The 18,007-nt window shown below is 62.7% G+C and carries 16 protein-coding genes; 8 read left to right on the forward strand and 8 right to left on the reverse strand.

Features of this window, described 5'->3' with window-relative positions; genetic code table 11:
- Positions 1–78: 78 nt before the first annotated feature.
- Complete coding sequence (locus AAF481_04045) at positions 79–834, reverse strand: RNA methyltransferase (protein MEM7480322.1); 756 nt, start codon at positions 832–834, stop codon at positions 79–81.
- Between AAF481_04045 and AAF481_04050 the strand changes: the two genes are divergently transcribed.
- The 7 genes from AAF481_04050 (at position 833) to AAF481_04080 (ending at position 7,468) form a co-directional block, all read left to right on the forward strand.
- Positions 833–1,423, forward strand: coding sequence for a DUF84 family protein (locus tag AAF481_04050; GenBank protein ID MEM7480323.1), 591 nt, complete (start codon positions 833–835; stop codon positions 1,421–1,423). The two genes, AAF481_04045 and AAF481_04050, sit on opposite strands and share 2 nt — an antisense overlap.
- Before the next feature lie 103 nt (positions 1,424–1,526).
- Positions 1,527–2,699: a methionine adenosyltransferase gene (metK, locus tag AAF481_04055; GenBank protein MEM7480324.1), complete on the forward strand. Its 1,173-nt coding sequence runs from the start codon at positions 1,527–1,529 to the stop codon at positions 2,697–2,699.
- Between the two features lie 196 nt (positions 2,700–2,895).
- Positions 2,896–3,423, forward strand: coding sequence for a sigma-70 family RNA polymerase sigma factor (locus AAF481_04060; GenBank protein MEM7480325.1), 528 nt, complete (start codon positions 2,896–2,898; stop codon positions 3,421–3,423).
- A 668-nt stretch (positions 3,424–4,091) separates the two neighbouring features.
- On the forward strand, positions 4,092–4,625 hold the full coding sequence (locus tag AAF481_04065; GenBank protein ID MEM7480326.1) for an RNA polymerase sigma factor: 534 nt from the start codon (positions 4,092–4,094) through the stop codon (positions 4,623–4,625).
- 226 nt (positions 4,626–4,851) lie between these two features.
- Complete coding sequence (locus AAF481_04070; GenBank protein MEM7480327.1) at positions 4,852–6,015, forward strand: tetratricopeptide repeat protein; 1,164 nt, start codon at positions 4,852–4,854, stop codon at positions 6,013–6,015.
- A 223-nt stretch (positions 6,016–6,238) separates the two neighbouring features.
- A complete protein-coding gene (locus AAF481_04075) occupies positions 6,239–6,769 on the forward strand; it encodes an RNA polymerase sigma factor (GenBank protein MEM7480328.1) in 531 nt (176 codons plus the stop codon).
- Between the two features lie 174 nt (positions 6,770–6,943).
- Complete coding sequence (locus AAF481_04080; GenBank protein ID MEM7480329.1) at positions 6,944–7,468, forward strand: sigma-70 family RNA polymerase sigma factor; 525 nt, start codon at positions 6,944–6,946, stop codon at positions 7,466–7,468.
- On the opposite strand, the gene AAF481_04085 is transcribed toward AAF481_04080, so the two are convergent.
- Positions 7,465–9,864: an LptF/LptG family permease gene (locus AAF481_04085; protein ID MEM7480330.1), complete on the reverse strand. Its 2,400-nt coding sequence runs from the start codon at positions 9,862–9,864 to the stop codon at positions 7,465–7,467. The two genes, AAF481_04080 and AAF481_04085, sit on opposite strands and share 4 nt — an antisense overlap.
- Positions 9,865–10,016: 152 nt before the next feature.
- Here AAF481_04085 and AAF481_04090 point away from each other — a divergent pair, with 152 nt between their 5' ends.
- Positions 10,017–10,418, forward strand: coding sequence for a nuclear transport factor 2 family protein (locus tag AAF481_04090; protein ID MEM7480331.1), 402 nt, complete (start codon positions 10,017–10,019; stop codon positions 10,416–10,418).
- 1,067 nt (positions 10,419–11,485) lie between these two features.
- Here AAF481_04090 and AAF481_04095 read toward each other — a convergent pair.
- From AAF481_04095 to ptsP, 6 genes are all read right to left on the reverse strand, one after another.
- Positions 11,486–12,361, reverse strand: coding sequence for a ParB/RepB/Spo0J family partition protein (locus AAF481_04095; protein ID MEM7480332.1), 876 nt, complete (start codon positions 12,359–12,361; stop codon positions 11,486–11,488).
- A gap of 24 nt (positions 12,362–12,385) precedes the next feature.
- The gene (locus tag AAF481_04100) at positions 12,386–13,144 is read right to left on the reverse strand and encodes a ParA family protein (protein MEM7480333.1); all 759 of its coding nucleotides are present in this window, start codon (positions 13,142–13,144) and stop codon (positions 12,386–12,388) included.
- 121 nt (positions 13,145–13,265) lie between these two features.
- Positions 13,266–13,808 carry a bifunctional nuclease family protein gene (locus AAF481_04105; protein MEM7480334.1) on the reverse strand — a complete coding sequence of 181 codons (543 nt, stop codon included), beginning with the start codon at positions 13,806–13,808 and terminating at the stop codon, positions 13,266–13,268.
- 147 nt (positions 13,809–13,955) lie between these two features.
- Positions 13,956–15,338 (reverse strand): tRNA (N6-isopentenyl adenosine(37)-C2)-methylthiotransferase MiaB, encoded by a 1,383-nt coding sequence (gene miaB / locus AAF481_04110; protein MEM7480335.1) that lies wholly within the window; start codon positions 15,336–15,338, stop codon positions 13,956–13,958.
- 26 nt (positions 15,339–15,364) lie between these two features.
- Positions 15,365–16,195 (reverse strand): hypothetical protein, encoded by an 831-nt coding sequence (locus tag AAF481_04115; protein ID MEM7480336.1) that lies wholly within the window; start codon positions 16,193–16,195, stop codon positions 15,365–15,367.
- Between the two features lie 42 nt (positions 16,196–16,237).
- On the reverse strand, positions 16,238–17,983 hold the full coding sequence (gene ptsP, locus AAF481_04120; GenBank protein MEM7480337.1) for a phosphoenolpyruvate--protein phosphotransferase: 1,746 nt from the start codon (positions 17,981–17,983) through the stop codon (positions 16,238–16,240).
- Positions 17,984–18,007 lie beyond the last annotated feature (24 nt).

Genomic DNA, 18,007 nt, shown 5'->3' on the forward strand with positions numbered 1-18,007 from the left:
CCTTGGATGGTGATGAGTGAGGTCCGGGAGAGAGAGGCTCTGCCGAGCATTGCAAGTTTACCAGTCGGGAGCGGGCCTCTAGCCACGCCTACCGGCGACTTCGAACAGCACCAGGGCTGCAGCGACCGTCGCGTTGAGCGATTCGACCGGCGGCCGCAGAGGGATCGTGACCGAGTAGGCGGCCTGGTTCTCAGCCTCCGGCGACAAGCCTCGGCCCTCGGAGCCCAAGGCGAGAACGGCGCAGCGGGGGAGTTTCGTCCGGAACAGATCGGAGCCGCCACGGGTGGCGAGGGCGATCCACGGAGCGGCGGTCCAGGCGGCGGTCTCCGCTACGGCGACCCTGCGGGCCACCGGCAGGCGCAGCAGGCTGCCGGCGGAGGCGCGCAGCGCCCGCGGATGATTGGGATGGGCGGTGGCCGGCGCCAGCACCAGCGCCTCGGCACCTGCCGCCTCGGCGACTCGGGCGAGGGCGCCGAGGTTGCTGGGGTCCTGGAGGCCGTCCACGTACACCACCAGGCCGTCCGCAGCGGCCGGCGGTAGGCTTTCCAAGCCTGCCCGCGGAAGGTGCACGATGGCGACGGCACCGCGTGGGCTGTCGGCGTCCGCCAGTTCTCTCAGCACCGCTTCGTGGACCGCCGTCGGCGGCCGGCCGGCGGCGTCCCGCCAGTGCTCTCCCCAGGGTGCGTCGGGCGCGACGAAGATCTCTTCCACCACTCGGCCGGCGGCCATCGCCTCCTCGATCAGGTGGGGTCCTTCGACCACCGCCCGGTCGTCTTTACAACGTCGGAGTCGCCGCATATCCTTCATCTTCGAGTTGTGGCGGCTGGTGATCATGGCCTTTGATTCTAAGGACTTCTGGAGAACCCTCCAAACCGGAACGGCGGTCGCCGTGGCCGGTTCCACCTCGCCGCGCCTGCTCGGTGTGCGCGATGCCTTCTCGCGCTACTTTCGCGAGGTTGTGGGGGTGCAGCCCTCGGTCGCGGTGGTGCCCCAGGCGGTGGAGCAGAAGCCCGTCGGGCTGGCTGTTTCGGATCAGGAGGTGGTGGCCTCAGTCCATCAGCGAGTGGCGGTGCTGGCCGAGCGCCTGGAGGAAGAGTATCCGTTCATCGTGGCCGTGGAAGGAGGACTTCACACGCTCACCCTGGACGAGGATCCTCCGCGCACCTTCATCCGCGCCTGGGCCGCCGTTCACTGTCCCCTCGGCGAGGCCCTGGGGAGCAGTGGATCCATTGAACTGCCGGCCGGAGTGCTGGCTCGCAGGAGCGGCTTCTTGGCCGGAACGCGTCGCGGCGGCGGCATCATTAGCTCGCTCACCGGCGGCCAAGAAGATCGCCGCCGAGCGACCGCCGAAGCGACCTTTCACGCTCTGTGTAGCGTGTTCTACGAGGTGATCGAGGGCCCCGGTCAGCGCCGCCGTCTGTGATAACATCGAAACCTGTAAATACGAGTTTTCTCCTTCCAAGCGTCCTCTCTGAAGGGCCTTTTGACGAACACTGCAGGGCCTTTCCGCTCCGAGGTAACAAACTATGGCTGATTCCAAACATCATCTCTTCACTTCCGAGTCGGTGACGGACGGACATCCCGACAAGATCGCCGACCAGATCTCCGACTCGATCCTCGACGCGGTGTTGGCGGACGATCCGCAGGGTCGCGTTGCCTGCGAGACCATGGTCACCACCGGCATGGTGCTTCTCGCCGGCGAACTGACCACCACCGCGCAGGTCGATTTCGCCGCCGTCGCCCGCCAAACCATCCGCGACATCGGCTACGACAACCCTGCCTACGGTTTCGACGGCAATAGCTGCGCCGTCGTGTCGGCCCTCGACCCGCAGTCGCCGGATATCGCCATGGGAGTCGATCCCGGCGGTGCCGGTGATCAGGGGTTGATGTTCGGATTCGCCTGCCGGGAAACGGAGGAGCTGATGCCTCTGCCGTTGGTGTTGGCGCATCGGCTGACGCGACGCCTGTCGGAAGTGCGGCGCAGCGGCGAGATCCCGTGGTTGCGGCCCGATGGCAAGAGCCAGGTGACGGTGGAATACAACGGAACGAAGCCGGTGCGGTTGCATACGGTCGTCATCTCCACCCAGCACGATCCGGAGGTGGAGCAGGACGAGATCCGCCGTCAGATCATCGACCGGGTGATCCGGCCGGTGGCGCCGGAGGAAATGCTGGACGCCGAGACGATCTTCCACATCAATCCCACCGGTCGCTTCGTGATCGGTGGTCCGCAAGGTGACTGCGGCCTGACCGGTCGCAAAATCATCGTCGATACCTACGGCGGCGTCGGCAGTCACGGTGGGGGAGCGTTCTCCGGCAAGGATCCGACCAAAGTGGATCGTTCGGCGAGCTACATGGCGCGGCACATTGCCAAGAACTTGGTGGCGGCCGAGGTGGTGGACCGAGTGGAAGTGCAGCTCGCCTACGCCATCGGCGTGGCGGATCCGGTGTCCGTCCACATCGAGACCTTCGGTACCGGCCGGCTGCCGGCCTCGGACATCGAGAAGCTGGTGCGCGCCACCTTCCCCCTCGACCCGCGCGGCATCATCGAGTACCTCGAACTCCGGCGGCCGATCTATCGGCAGACGGCGGCCTTCGGCCACTTCGGTCGCAGCGAGCCGGAGCTGCGCTGGGAGTCGACCGAAGCGGCGGAGAAGCTGCGCCAAGGGGCGGAAGCTCTCGGCGCGACGGCGTCGATGTAGGCCCAGGCGGTGGGCGCCTAGAAGAATGCGGAGAGGCCGGGGGAATCCCCCGGCCTCTGGTCGTTAGAGTGGGCTGTGGAGGGGGGAGCGAGGACCGGTGAACGCCGAGATGAGTAGATGTATCGCGCTCCTGTGGACAGGCGGCGCTGTGGAGTGTTATCCTGACCTCGCGGTTTGGTAAAAACTACAGACTAGAATGACGTCACCTGCCGAACATTCCACGCCCGAACCTTCGATCGAAGAGCTGATCGGGAAACTGCAGCCGAAGCTGCGCAGGATTCTCGCGCGCTACCGGGTGCCGGTAGAGGACGCTGAGGATCTGCTGCAGCAGAGCTTTCTCGATCTGGTCTTCAAGCGAGCCACGATCTATAACCCGGAGGCTTGGTTGCTCGCCACGGTGCGCAACCGCTCGATCATCTACTGGCGACGGCGCCGCTCGCAGATCTGTGACGCGGTGGACATTTCCATTCTCGAGATGGTCGCCAAGCCGGAGGTTCCGTCCCAGCGTGGGGCGATGCTGCGTCACGATCTGGAACGGGTGTTGGAGCAGCTCCCGGAGCGTTGCCGAGATCTCCTCAAGCTGCGCTACGGACTGGGGTACAAACCGGCGGAGGTCGCCGCGACCCTCGGCTATCAGCCCTCCAGCATCCGGAAAGTCACCAGCCGCTGCTTGACCCGCCTGACGCGCCAGCTTGCCGAAGTAGGATTCTGCGAGAAAGAGTAGTTCTGTCGCGCCCGAACCCGTCCATCAAGGGATTTGTCGGGGCCGGCGCGGACAAGGTACTGCCTGACGCGACATGGGGCGTGTGAGTCGGATAGATTCTTGCAGTTTTCGACTGAGAAAGATCTACATATATGTGTCCCGCTTCACCGGCGGTGGCGCACTTAGGTCTTGACGGCCAAATCTTGGCCTATTGTAGAAATTTCTCATCTCTTGGGAGGATCTGTTATGTGCTCATACAACCGTCGTTGGACGACCTGGGTCGCCCTGGTCGCATTGTGCGCCGCCCTCATTGTCCCCATTTCGGTGACGGGGGCGCCGGTCCCGTCCGAAGAATCCGATCGCGCGGGTGGCGAATTCAGTTTTCAGTCCGTCTGGACTTGGATACTGAACGCTCTGCAGCCAGCATCCGAAGATGGCGAGAACGACGAGAACCGCCTTCCGATCAACGATTTTCCCAGCGTCAACTCCACTGAAGGAGATGGCGATGGTGACGGTGAAGTCGGTCCGGGATTGGATCCGATCGGCGGTTCCTAGTCAGCGCCGTGGTCGCCAGAGCGGTCGAGCAAGTCTCTCACCTCCAGGACGCACTTCCCGCGGGAGTTGCGTCCTGGACAGCCTGGGAAGGCGGTGTTACCCTGTCAGGGAGGACACAAAGGGATCTGCCCGGAATGGCCACACTGGATCGACCGGAAGTTCGAGAGCCCCTCAATCAACTCCTGAGGAAGATTCGCCCGGGGCTCGAGCGCGTTTTACGTCATTACGACGTACCCCCTGAGGATGCGGAAGATATTCTGCAGGACGCGCAGCTTACGTTGCTCTACAAGTGGGACAAGATCCAGAATCCCGAAGCTTGGCTCGTAGGTACCCTCCGCAAGAAGTGCATTGTCTACTGGCGTAAGCGTCGCGGCCGAATTACCGAAGCCGTGGACGCCGCGATTCTGGATCTGCTGGCCGAGCCGCAGACGCCATCGCAAGCGAAGTCAGACCTCTCACATGATTTGAAGCGCGTTCTCGTCAAGCTTCCGGAACGCTGCCGTCGCCTCCTCCGTCTTCGCTACGGACTCGGATTCGGCCCTTCGGAAGTGGCGGAGAAGATGGGCTACCGTCCGTCGAGTATCCGCAAGATCACGAACCGCTGTCTGGCGGCCTTGAGCCGCGAATTACTCACGGCCGGCTTTTGGAGAAAGTCCAAAAATGATTGAGTCTCATCCGGACCCTGCGCTCTTGGAGCAGTTTCGCCGGTGTGATCTGTCGCGCGAGGAGGCGCGAGGGGTGGTACGGCATCTGCTCACCGGGTGCTCGAGCTGCCAGGAGGTCACCGCACGCTGGTGGCCCCTCGGCTCAGAAAGTGATTTGCTGTACGGGAAGGTCGTTGAATTTGATGGGACGGTGGCCGGATCGCACGATTACTCCGGAACCTTCCATCGGATGTCCGAGCAATTGCTCGAGCGCAAAGTAGAGCTGGCCGAAGAACAAGCGGCTATTCCGGCGTTGCGTATGGAGTTCGCAAGGCATCCGGTGGATCGGCAGTTGGTCTTGATCAGGAACAGTCGGCGATTCCAGACCTGGTCCCTCTGCGAGTCGTTGCTGGCGGACTGTCAGGCGCAGCGGCCGCGAGATCCTCAGTGCGCGGTGGATTTGGCACGTCTCGCCCTGGCCATCGCTTCGGTCCTCGATGTCGAGTACTACGGGGAGTCCCTGGTTCAGGATATGAAGGCCCGATGCTCCGGTGAACTCGCGGCTTGCTTCTGTATTCAGGAGCGCTACCCGGAGGCCGAAAAAGCCTTTGCCGTCGCTCGAAGCCTGCTCGCCTTGGGAACCGGTGACCCGATTGAGAAAGCTCATCTGCAGTGGCTCGAAGCGTCTCTCCGAGTGTCTCAGCGTCGCTTTGCCGAGGCCGAGGACTTGTTGGACCGGGTGATCCGGACCGCTCGCCGGAACGGCGAGTCGCATTTGCTCGGCAAGGCCCTGATCAGCAAGGGCATGTGCAGCGAGGCGAGCGGCCAGGAAGAGGCGGAAATTCGCTGGATTCGGGAAGGGGTGGAGTTGATCGACCCTGCTCTCGAACCGCGCCTTGTGCTGGTCGTGCGCCATAACCTCATTCTCTCGCTGGTGAACGCGAATCGCTTCGACGAGGCGCTGGAGACCCTCGACGAAGCGCGCGCTCTTCACCACAAACTCGGCAATCGAGTGGACCTCATTCGCTTTGGCTGGATCGAGGGCCGGGTCTATCAGGGCCTGGGCCGCTTTGACGAGGCCGAGGAGTTGTTGCGAGAGGCTCAGAGCAAGTTCCTGGACTTGTCGAGGGACTACGACGCGGCCCTCGTCTCTCTCGATCTGGCGACGCTCTACGGCTCGCAGAAACGCTGGGCCGAGATCAAGGTCCTCGCGCAAGCGATGTTGCCGATCTTCCGCTCGAAACAGATCCATCGAGAGGCGATCGCGGCGTTGCTGGTATTCCGCGATGCGGTGGAACGAGAGCAGGTAACACTCGGTCTCGTCCGGGAGGCGGTGCAGCGGATCAAGGGCGCGCCGAGTCTTCCGGAGACTGCGGCTCGCGATGAGACAGAGCCGCCGCTCTCCGGCAACTGAGCGACCATCCATGCTGGCCGGACCCGGAGTTCTTTGGGACTCCGGGTCCCATCCCACTTTCTTTCTCCTTTCGGCTGTCCGCCTTCTCGAAGGGCTCCGACGTTTCGCCAGAAACCGCGCGAAACTGCCCTGGACGGATATGTATTTATTGTGTATTTTATTTACGTAAGCACTCTGGTTTTCTGCGGGAGGGAAGAAGACTCTGAAAGTTGAAAGATCGACGGTGGAGTCGTCGTCTCTGGAGGCGCTTCTCGAACGATCCCGTGGCAGGTTGGGTCGGGTTCTCTATCGCTATCGCATTCCCGCTCAGGATGCCGAGGATCTTCTTCAAGAGACCTTCCTGATCCTGGTGCGTCAGTGGGAGACGATTCGCAATCCCGATGCCTGGCTGCTGGTCACCCTGCGCAATCGGTGCGTGATCTACTGGCGTCGGCACAAAATCCGATTGTTCGACATGGTGGACGACGCCATTCTCGAGTTCCTCGCCGACGGCCGCGCGCCGAGTCAGGAGAAGGCGGATCTCAAAGTCGATCTCGAAGAGGTGCTGGAGCGGTTGCCGCTGCGTTGCCGGCGGGTTTTGCGCCTGCGCTATGGCCTCGGTTTCACCGCGGCGGAGGCCGGTAAGCGGCTCGGGTACCAGCCTTCGAGCATTCCCAAGGTGACGCACCGGTGCCTCGCCCAACTCGCTCAGCAGCTCCTCGAAGTGGGTTTTCTAGCGCCGCCCGATGAAGGCGAGGGTCGACCCGATGGCTAGCCTGCTTTTCTTCACGGACGGTCTCGCCGTAGGTGACCGGCGAGTGACGCAGGCTAGGATGGGGAAGGGGAAAAGATGCAGGAGTTACACTCGCCGGCCGCTAGACAATAGCCGCTGTTTGCTGCTAGCGTAAAACGTAGGCGCGCACAAAATGACAGTCGGCTGGAAAAGGTCATGAGAGCCTTGAACAACGCACCGCTCGAGACCTCTTTGGAGGACTTCCTTCAAGAGGTGCAACCCAAGCTCAAAGCGATTTTTGCGCGCCATCGCATCCCGCCCCAGGATACCGAGGACATCCTCCAGCAGACGCTCCTCGCGCTGGTCTACCAATGGGAGAAGGTGCGCGACCCGGAGGCCTGGTTGATCGGAACTCTGCGCAACAAATGTCTCCTTTACTGGCGGGAGCGCCGTCGCCGGCTGTACCAGGCGGTGGACGCGGTGGTGCTTGAATGGATGGCCGAACCGGAGCCTCCGGCGCAAGAGCGCAAGGATCTGTGGCGCGACCTCGAAGCTTGTCTGGAACAACTGCCGGAGCGCTGCCAGTCCCTTCTACGCCTGCGCTACGGACTCGGCTACGAGCCCCCCGAAGTCGCCGCCGAGTTGGGCTACAGTCCGCTGAGCATCAACAAGGTCACCAACCGCTGTATCGCCGCCCTGACCCGGCAGCTCGTGACGCCGCAGCCGAAGACCGGCGATTAGGTCCGCACTCCCAAGAACAGGTACCCCGCCATCAGCGCGAACAGCAGGTTGGGGCTCCACACGGCGACCGCCGCCGGCAAGGCGCCGGTTTCGCCGAGGGTGGAGAAGAAGGCGAACACCCCGATGAACACGATGCCCAGGATGATCGAGATGCCGATGCCGTAGAGGGCTCCCTGACGGCCTAGCCGGAAGGCGAAGGGGAGTCCGACCAGGGCCATGACGATGGAGATAGCGGGGTAGGCGAACTTCTGGTAAAGCTCAACCCGTAGACTCTCCGTGCGTTGGCCGCTGTCGCGCATCTCCTCGATGTACTCTCGCAACTCACCATAGCCCATCTGGTCCGGTGGTCGGATCTCGGAATCGAAATACTCGGGCGTCTCCGGATAGTCGACCACGATGGGCTCCTCGAAGCGCCGATAGGCGCTGACATCGGCGCCGGAGAGATCGCGTGCCCAGCCGTCTTCGAACAGCCACTCATCGTTCTCCGTGTAGGTCGCCTTGCTGGCGAAGAGCCGACTCTTCAGGAGACGTCGCTCATCGAATTCGAAGATCTGCAGCCGCTGCAGGGATTGGGCGTCACCGTCGTAGTTCAAGTAGTTGTAGACGTAACGGCCGTGGCCGAAGAGCCACTGCCGGTCCGCGCGTCGGTAGGTTCGCACGGTCTCTCGCGCTTTGATCTGATCCTTGAGCTGCTGCACCCGCTGGTTGGAGGCAGGCAGCACTTCCGCCTCCAGGAAGAAGCAGAAGATGCCGATGACCAGCGCCGCCATCACCGCCGGTACCGAGATTCGGAACAGGCTGATGCCGAGGGCGCGGCAGGCGGTCACTTCGTTGCTGCGCGACAGGACGCTGAAGGCGATCAAGGTGGTGACCAGCACCATGATCGGAGTGATCTCGTAGAAGATGTCCAGGGACAGGTATTGATAGTACGAAAAGATCACGTCCCGGCCGATGTTGTTCTTGAGGATGTCATCGACGTTTTCGCCGAGGTCGCCGATGACGTAGAGCACGATGCCCGACAGCATCGATAACAAGAAGATGCCGCCGAACACCCGCAGGACGTAGCGGTCGAGGATGTTCGGTACCCGCATCCGGAGGCGGGGGAGTCGTAGCCGCACCGTCGGTTCCGCCGAGGACTCAGGTCTCGATTCTCGGATCAGTCGCTGCCGCCGACGTGCGATGCGTTGACTTTGCTTGCTCTTGCGGAAGCGATCAAGGGCCACGAGGCCGTGCCACAGGTCCTGCCGGATCCAATGATCGACCTTGGACAGGAGCAAGCTTTTGTCGCGATTTCGCCGGGCGAACAAGATCAGGCCGAAGACCGTCAAGACGATATTCGGTAGCCACGCGGCGAGGCCCGGCGACATTTTGCCGAAGCGGGCCGCCTCCTCGCCGTTGCTGAGCAGGATGTAGTAGATCAAGAAGACGCCCATCGACACGGCGAAGCCGGAGACCTTGCTGCCGCGGCGATTATTGAAGCCCAAGGGCAGGGCGAAGATCCCGAAAACCAGGCAGGCCACCGGGATGGCGAACTTCTTATGCATCTCGACCCGCGCCAGCTTGCGTTCTTCCGGTTCCGCCCGCGGGTCGAGGGAGCGGTCCCGGAGTTCCCGTAGGGTGAGCTCCCGCAGGCCTTTGGAGGTGGAAACCTTGGCCTTCTGGGAACTGACGAACTGATCCTCGAGCACTCGCTCGGCACGCCGGTTGAGGGTGACTTCGTAGCGGTCCGGGTTCGCCAGGTCGACCTCGTGGACGTAGGCGTTCTCCAGTTCGAGGATCACCTTCTCGCCGGTTTCATCCAGCCGCAGCCGACCGCGCTCGGCGACGGTCACGCTGTTGGTTTGCTTGGTCGGCACCGCCTCCGACAGGAACACTCCGTGCCAGGTCTCTTCGCCCTCCGGGATGTCGAAGACGTAGAGCAGGTAGCCCTCGAATTCTGGATAGAACACCCGCGGTTCGATTTGCTGAGCCACCGTTTCGGTGATGATCCGGATGCGGAGCTTCTCGAATTCATGGTTGCCGTTGGGCAAGGCGTAGATCATCGCCGCCAGGTTGATCAGGCACATCAGGCTGGAGAGCAACAGAATCGGCCGGAAGAGCGAAGTCAGGCTCATGCCCGAGGCGCGTAGGGCGATCAACTCGCTGTCCGATGCCAGGCGGCCGAGGCCGATCAAGATTCCGAACAACAGGGACATCGGTATCGTCAGAACGATGATGTTCGGCAGGCTGTAGGCCAGGAGTTCGCCGACGATCGAGATGGGTAGGCCGCGCTTGATGATCATCTCCGCCGACTGAAACAGGAAGCGAATCAGCAGCAGCGAGGTGTACACCAGGAACCCCAGCCCCAGGGGGCCGATCATCTCCGACATCAGGTAGCGGTCGAGGCGGCGAAACATGGCGCGCCAAGACTATCGGAGGGCCGTCCCGGACGCCACGTTTCGAGGTCCTAATGCCCAACGGAAAGCCAGCCTTCGAGACCGTTGGATTCGCCGGGGTTAGACTGGTCGTTCGTTGACCGACAAGGAACAGGGAAGGGTAGGGTTGTTCGATGAGGCAGACCGGAGAGGCCGCCGAGTTGGCCGTCGGGTGGATCGAGGCGTGGATTCGGATGGATCTGGATTGGTTGAGGGAGAAGCTTGCGCCGGATTTTGTGCACACCAGTCCGTTCGGGCGTTTCGAAGGACGAGAGCCGTACCTGGCCGCGATTGAGCCGATGGCTCGCAAGAGCGTCATGGCTCTGACGATCAAGGACGTGATCGCCGACGGTGACCGGGCGGCCATCCGTTTCGAGAATGAGACGCCCAAGGGTGTGGTCGACACCTGCGATTGGGTGCGCGTCGCGGATGGAGCGATCCAGGAGATTCGATCGTTCTACGACACGGCCGCGGTGCGTGAGGTGCTTTCTCCGCATGAGCAACAGAGTCTCGATGGAACTTCGAGGGGCGACTGAGGTGCGAGGTCCGGCTTCGAACTGAGGTTTGCTGAAGAGGCATGCCCTTGCCAATTGCGGCCCATATTTTGAGTCCGATAAGATATATTATGTAAACTTATATCTGGATTTGGCGTGAGATCGGCTTTGTTTTGATGCCCAAAGTTGGGGCTGAGATGGAGACCGGTTTTGGGTCGGGGTTCCCGCCCACGGTGCTCGAACTCGCCGGATCGTTATCCCGCCGTCGTTGCGGCTACCCTCTGGCAGCAACCTCTCCGATGCCGACTCCCTCAAGGCTCAAACACGCTGCGCTCCGTGGGCGGGAACCCCGACCCAAAACCTGCGAACCCAGTTCCTGCTTCCCCTGCCGGCTCTTGGGATCTGGACTACCTGTGACGGGATTCTTCCGACTTGAGCGAGGTTTGAAGCACGCATAGGATCGATACCCCGGCGTCGTTTGCGGATACCGTTGTCAATGACCTCTCCGATTCGGATGTCCTCAAGGCTCAGACACGCTGCTCTCCGTGGGTGGGAACCCCGACTGAAGAGATGCGAACCCAGTTCCTGCTCCCCGCCTGGTTCTTGGGTTCTAGAGTACCTGTGACGGGGTTCTTCAGACACGAGAGACATTTGAAGCACGCATAGGATCGTTCTTGGCGTGGGGTTCATCGAGCTCGAGCGGCTGGTGGTTTGGCTTTGCGAGGCCTTTGAGGCTCGGAGACTCTGCGCTCAGCAGCCGGAAACCCCGGCCCAAACCTGCATATTTGGGTCCCCGGGGCGTTCTGATTCTCTTGGAACGTGAATGGTCGTTGCTTCTAGAGTGGGGTGCGATGTGGTTCCTTTTGGATTGGGTTCGTCGACCTCGTTCGGTGGTGGGTTCGGGTTGGGTCCCTGCGAGACGCGGAGCGCAGCTTGTTTGAGCTGGCACGTATGTTCGGGGCGGCGGTTTGCGGTGCGTTCAATCGCCTAGCTGAAGCGGTAGGCACCCGATCCGGCGAGTTCGAGCACCGCGTCTCGCAGGGACCCAACCCGAACCGCTCTCAGACGTCTGACGTCTGATGCTTCGGTCGCAGAGGTCCGAAGCTCTACTAGCTTTCTTCGTCTCGGAGCTGCCCGAGAATGGTTTCCAAGGCCTGGATGAGGTCCGACTTCTCCACTTCCGTTTGGCGGAAGCTCAGGGAGAGGGAGTAGGTCTTGTCCGGAGCCTTGAATTTGAAGACGTAAGGCTTCGGGACACTGGATTTTCGGGTGCCAGCGGCTTTCTTGGGGGTACGCAGGCGGCTGCGAAGGTCGTCTCTGGTGAGCCCTCGGGTGGCGACTTCTTCCAGCAGCTTGATCATCTCGTCCTCGTCCCCGGCCTTGAGAAGTTCGAGGAGTAGAGACTTGGATTGAATCCCCAGAGCGTGGGCCGTGGTGCGAACTTTCGGCGGAATCTGGAGGAGCGAGAGGCTCTCGGTGATCACCGTCCGGGACTTCCCCACCGCCTCGGAGATCGCTTCGTGGGTGTAGTCGTGGCGTTCGGCGAGGGCGCGGTAGCCTTCGGCCTCTTCGAAGGGCGTCAGGTCCTTGCGCTGGAGATTTTCGATCAGTGCGATCTCGAGGGCCTCGTCCTCCGAGAGGTCCATCTCGATTGCTGGGATCTCGTAGAGCCCCGCCGCCTGAGCGGCGCGGAAACGGCGTTCACCGGAGACGATGCGGAAACTCGCTTCCTGGGCGTCCGCGTCGTCAGCGTCTGCGATCGGCCGTACGAGGATGGGTTCCAGGACACCCTTGTCGCGGATCGACTGGATCAACTCGTCCAGCTCCCCCATCGACTTACGCGGCTGGAGGGGATCCGGCTCGATCATCGAAAGCTGGATCATGCGACCGACGGGGGTCTCATGCCGGGTCGCCAGCTCTTCCACGAAATGTTGGGTATGTCGCAGTTTGACGCGTCCTGGCAACCCTCGCTTCGGCTCGGCCATCGTTCCTCCTGAGATTCGTAAGGTCTAAACGCGGCTGACCACTTCTTCCGATAGACGGTAGTACTCGTAGGCGCCGCTGGAGCGTGGCGAGAAGGTGAAGATCGACTGACGGTGAGCTGGACTCTCTTCGAGGCGAACGCTCTTGGTGATGATGGTGTCGAAGACCCGGTCGCCAAAGACCTCCCTCACTTGCTCTTGGATGTCCCGCGAGAGCACCGTGCGCTTGTCGTAGAGGGTGATCAGCGCCCCCAGGATCTGGAGCTCAGGATTCGCCCGCACCTTGATCTTGTCCATCGTGTCGAGCAGATCCTGGGTGCCTTCCAGGGCAAAGTAGCTCGCCTGCACGGGGATCAGAATGTGCGTTGCCGCCACCAGCGCATTGGCGGTGATGATGCCGAGGGTGGGAGGCGTGTCGAAGATGATGAAGTCGAAGCGGTCTCGAAGGGACTGGATCTCGTCCTTCAGCCGGTAGTGACTGTCCAGTTCGCCGATCAGCTTGGCTTCGATCTTTGCCAGCGAGATGCCGGACGGTGCCACCCACAGATTCTCCTGCGATTCCACCGAACGGAGAACGTCCGACAGGTGGATGTCGTCTTCCGTCAGGGCCTCGTAGACGTTGGAGGCATTCATCTTCGGTTCGAGGAACGACATCGTGCTGTTGGCCTGGGGATCGAGGTCCACCAGGAGGGTTTTCAAGCCCTTCTGAGCCAGCGCTGCGGAGAGATTGATGGCGGTGGTGGTCTTGCCCACGCCGCCTTTTTGGTTGGTGATTGCGATGATCATGGGCAGGGCGGGAGTGTAAGCGATGGGCTGCGGAGGGTCAAGGCGAAGAAAACGATTGTCGGCGCGCCGACAATGATCCTAATTGTTTGATTCTGAACGGCTTAGATTGATGTTCGTAAATCTACATCTCGTATTTCCCGAGATCTTCCGGATCCAAGTCTTCGAGCCACTTGCGAAGCTTCTCTTCGTCGGACTCCGGCGTAGCCAGGTCTAGAGCCTTGGCCTTCTCGAGTACCTCGCGGAGCACAAAGATCGGAGCTTCGGCTCGAACCGCCAGGGCAATCGCGTCGCTCGGTCTCGAATCGACTTCGGAGCCCTCAGTGCCCGGTTCCGCGGATCCCCTGAGGTGGATCCGGGCGAAGAACGTGTTGTCCTGGAGATCGGAGATGACGACCTTCTCCACCACCGTTTCGAGGTGGGAGAGTACATTGGCGAGAAGGTCGTGGGTCATCGGTCGAGGCGTCTCGGCCTTTTCGATGCGCTGGGCGATGGCGTTGGCTTCGAAGAGTCCGATGCAAATCGGAAGAAACACCTGACTGTCCTCATCGCGCAAAACTACGATGGGACTGTTGGACGAGGGATCCAGGATGAGCCCGCGGATCTCCATTCGGATCTCCGTGGAGTCGCCGTTCCTTGGCCTCACCATGTCGGGAGAGTCGGTCATCGATCTATTGTGGAGGTACCCTTCTCCACCGTCAAGGGAAAAGGGAGGCGGGAATGTCGGCGCGCCGACAGGATAGGTCGATTTCTGGGATTGACGACCGTTGGTTCTCGCGGCAGTCCGTAGCGAGAAAGTGGAGATCGTAGAGTTTTAGGCCGCGACGCGAGACCGACCCACTAGGCTGTGTGGAAGGGCCTGCTCGATGGTGACTTCGGTGAGCGATCCGAGGGCAGCCGGCTGGGAACCGGCCTGGAAATGCACGATGCGGTGGCAGGGGGTGCGGCCGGTCTGGAATCCGGGCTCTTTGCCCCAGCCGGTCACCAGAACCTCGAAGGTCTGCCCGACCAGTTCGTCGTTGAGGCCGCGCTGGATCTCCGCCTGGAGGTCGAACAGTTCCTGAAGTCGGCGGGAGGCGACTTCGGGATCGACGTGTTGATCCAACTTCGGCGCGGCGGTCTTCGGCCGCACGGAGTACTTGAAGGCATAGAGTGAGCCGAAGCGCACGTCTTCCACGAGCTGCATCGTCTGCTGAAAGTCCTCTTCCGTCTCGCCCGGAAAGCCGATGATCAGGTCCGTTGACAGAGCGAGGTCCGGCCGGGCCGCGCGGAGCTGGTTCACGAGGTCGCGGTAGGCCTCCACCGTGTAGCCGCGGCCCATTCGCCGCAGTACCGGATTGGAGCCGGACTGCACCGGCAGGTGCAGGTAGTTGCAGATGTTCGGGTGGCGCCCCATCTGCTCCACCATGCGGGGGGTGAAGTCCCTCGGGTAGGAAGTGAGGAAGCGAAGGCGCTCCAGGCCGGGAGTCGAGGCCACGGCGTCAAGCAGGTCCGCGAAGTCGGCGCCTTCGTGCTCTCCGCCTGGCGGCTCGCGCCAGTGGTTTACCGTTTGGCCGAGCAATTCGATCTCGATGAAACCGAAGTCCAGCAGGTGGCGAACTTCGGCGAGGATCTCTTTCATCGGCCGGCTGCGTTCCGGACCGCGGGTGCTCGGCACGATGCAGAAGGTGCATTTCTTGTTGCAGCCTTCGATGATGGTGACCATGCCCTTGTACTCGCCGGAGCGCGAGATCGAGTCGAAAGCGTACGCGCGTTCGTCCGGGAAGCCGGTGGCGACCACCCGCTCGCCGGCGCGGCGCCGGGCCAGAATGGTGGACAGCTCCCCCACCCTCGCCGGTCCGAGCACGAAGTCCAGCTCCGGCACCTTCTTGAGGGCCCGCTCGCCCACCTGTTGCGCCACGCAGCCGCACAGACCGATCAGCAGGTTCTGCTTCTCGTCCTTGAACTTGCGGTACACGCCGAGGCGGGAGAAGACCTTCTGCTCCGCCTTCTCCCGCACGCTGCAGGAGTTGAGCAGAATAATGTCGGCCTCCGCCACCTGGCGGGTGGGCAGGATGCCCTCCTGCATGAGCTGGCCGGCCATGCGCTGGGTGTCCAGCTCGTTCATCTGGCAGCCCCAAGTTTCGATGAAGTACCGCCGCGGAGGGGCCGCCGGCGAGCCGGTTGTGGGCAACGAGGGGGGTCGAGATTCGGTCATGGTTCTGGGTCCTGGCTTCCCCGGGACTAGAAATCGAGGCCGTCGGGATCGTAGATCGGGGGCGGAATCGGGTCCTGCCGGCGCGGCTGCGAGTCGTCCTCTGCCTCGCGCTGCGGCTCCAACTCTATCCCTTCCCTCAGCCAGCCCGGAAGGGCCCCGGCACGGCGGCCCCCTTCGAGGACCTCTTCCAGCCGCTCTTCGTGCTCGCGGGCGTCCTGCCGGGCCTGCCGGAGTGCATCGAGGGTGCGATCCCACTCGGGCTTGATCCGCTCGTCTCGGAAATAGCCGTCGTCCTCGGCATAGAAACGCCAGCGGAGCGACGCGGCTTCTTCTTCGAGAATTCCGATCTGCTCGTGGGCGTCGGCCCAGGCGGTGCGGATCTCGCGCACTTTCCTCCGCCAAAAGGCTTCCCGGGAATCTTCGGCGGCGCCCGCGGGGTCGGTGGTGCCTCCGGCGGAGGTGCTGTCGGGCGAAAAGGTGACCTGGCCCTCGGCCGCGAATTCCGAAAGATTCTCGTTGGTGATCACCGGTCCGGAAGGCAGCCGTTCCAGGCCGCGCCGGCGGCGCTCTTCGAGGGCACGGGCCGAAGCTTCCGCCAGGGTCAACGGCCGCTTCGCGCGCTCCGGCTGGCCCAGGGTGATCAGGGTGGGGTCGTCCTGCCGTGCGCTCGCCGTCTGTTCACCGTCGGTGGTTTCGGTGGCCCCCGTTTCCTCGGGTAGTGGGCCGGAGGTCGGAGCGATGGACTGATCCTGCGCAGGCGCGGCATCCGGCTGCGTGGACGGCTTCTCAACGGAGGAGCTGGAGCAACCCGTCAGCAGCAGAAGAAGGAGCGGAACAGCGAAGAATCGGGGGTACATGACCCGGAGCCTATCGCAACGTGGGGCGCCCGGGGATCGCGGCTAGGACGACGCGGCAACCCGGGAGCGCCGGACGAAGGCGTTCAGTATTTCTTCCGCCTCCTCGGCGGTGGCCTGGTCGATGCACCGCTCGGCCAGGGCGCAAAGTTCCTGGAGGTCGACTTCGCGGATCAGGGTCTTGATGGTCGGCACCACCCGGGCGTTCATCGACAGGCGCCGCAAGCCCATGCCGATCAGCAGCAGAGCGTAGCGTGGGTCGCTCGCCATTTCGCCGCACAGGGAGAGCTCGATGTCGGCCTCGCGAGCCGCCTCGATCACCCGTCGCAGCATGCGCAGGATGGCCGGATGGAGGGGCTGGTAGAGGTGGCTGACGTGCTCGTTGTTGCGGTCGACGGCAAGGGAATATTGGATCAGGTCGTTGGTGCCAATGGAGAAGAAATCCACCTCGCGGGCGATCACATCGGCACTCAAGGCCGCGGACGGTACTTCGATCATCGCGCCCAGACGGTAGGTTGCCGGCAGCTCGTGTCCCTCGGCAATCAGCTCCGCGCGCACCTCCTCAGCGAAAGCGCGAAACCGGCGGATCTCATCGACGTTCGAAATCAGCGGCAGCAAAATCCACAGGTCGCCGTAGGCGGTGGCCCGGAAGAGCGACCGTAGCTGCACCCGGAACACCTCCGGTAACCCGAGGGTCAGGCGGATGCCGCGCAGCCCGAGTACCGGATTCTCCTCGCGGGTGTCCATCATCTCGCGCGCCAGCTTACGGCCGCCGAGATCGTAGGTGCGGAGGATCGCTGGATGTGGCGCCGCTGTTTCGACCACCTGGCGGTAGAGGGCGAGGTGTTCTTCTTCCGTCGGCTGAGCGGGACTCTTCTCGATGTAGAGGAATTCCGAGCGGTAGAGGCCGACACCGGCGGCACCGAAGCGGATGACGTCGTCCAGTTCCTCGGGCAGGTCGATATTCGCCATCAAATGGACCGCCTGCCCGTCTTGGGTACGCGCTTCGAGGGCGCGGGTGGCCAGCATCGCCTCCTCGTGGCGTACCGCCGCCCGCCGCCGCTCGCGGTAGTGGGACAGCGCCTCCTTCGACGGATGGAGGATCACAACCCCCTCGCCGCCGTCCACCACCAGCGGATCCTGGTCCGTCAGCAGGTCGTGAATGCCGTGCAGGCCGGCGACCAGAGGAATGTTCAGGGAGCGGGCGATGATGGTGGTGTGGGAGGTGCGGCTACCGGTTTCGATGACGAAGGCCACCACTCCCTCGCGGCCCAAACGCACGGTGTCCGCCGGGGTGAGGTCGTCCGCCACCACGATCACATCGCCCTCGATCTCCGATAGCTCATGGTGGGAAACCCCATCGAGCACCCGGATCAGGTGGCGCCCCACATCGCGGATGTCCTGGTGGCGCTCACGCAGGTACTCGTCCTCGATCTGCTGAAAGCGCTCCTCCAATTCCCCCGCCACCTGGTACACGGCCCATTCGGCGTTCACCCGGTTGCGGCGAATCTCGTCCTCCACCCGGCCGGTGAAAGAGGTATCCCTGAGCATCAGCAGGTGGGCGTCGAAGATGGTCGCCATCTCTTCACCGAGGTCGCCGTCAACGTTGCTCTGGATGCGTTCGATCTCCGCTGATGTGCGCAGCAGGGCCTCCTCGAAGCGGGCGACCTCGGCGTCCACCGCCTCCTCATCCAGGGAGAAGCGATAGACCTCGCCAATGCGATTGGTGATCGACACCGCCTGGCCGATGGCGACGCCGCCGGAGACTCCCATGCCGTTCAGGATCTGCATCTCGCTCGCATCTGCGCCCCTGCT

Source organism: Acidobacteriota bacterium, assembly GCA_039030395.1.
Classification (GTDB): domain Bacteria; phylum Acidobacteriota; class Thermoanaerobaculia; order Multivoradales; family JBCCEF01; genus JBCCEF01.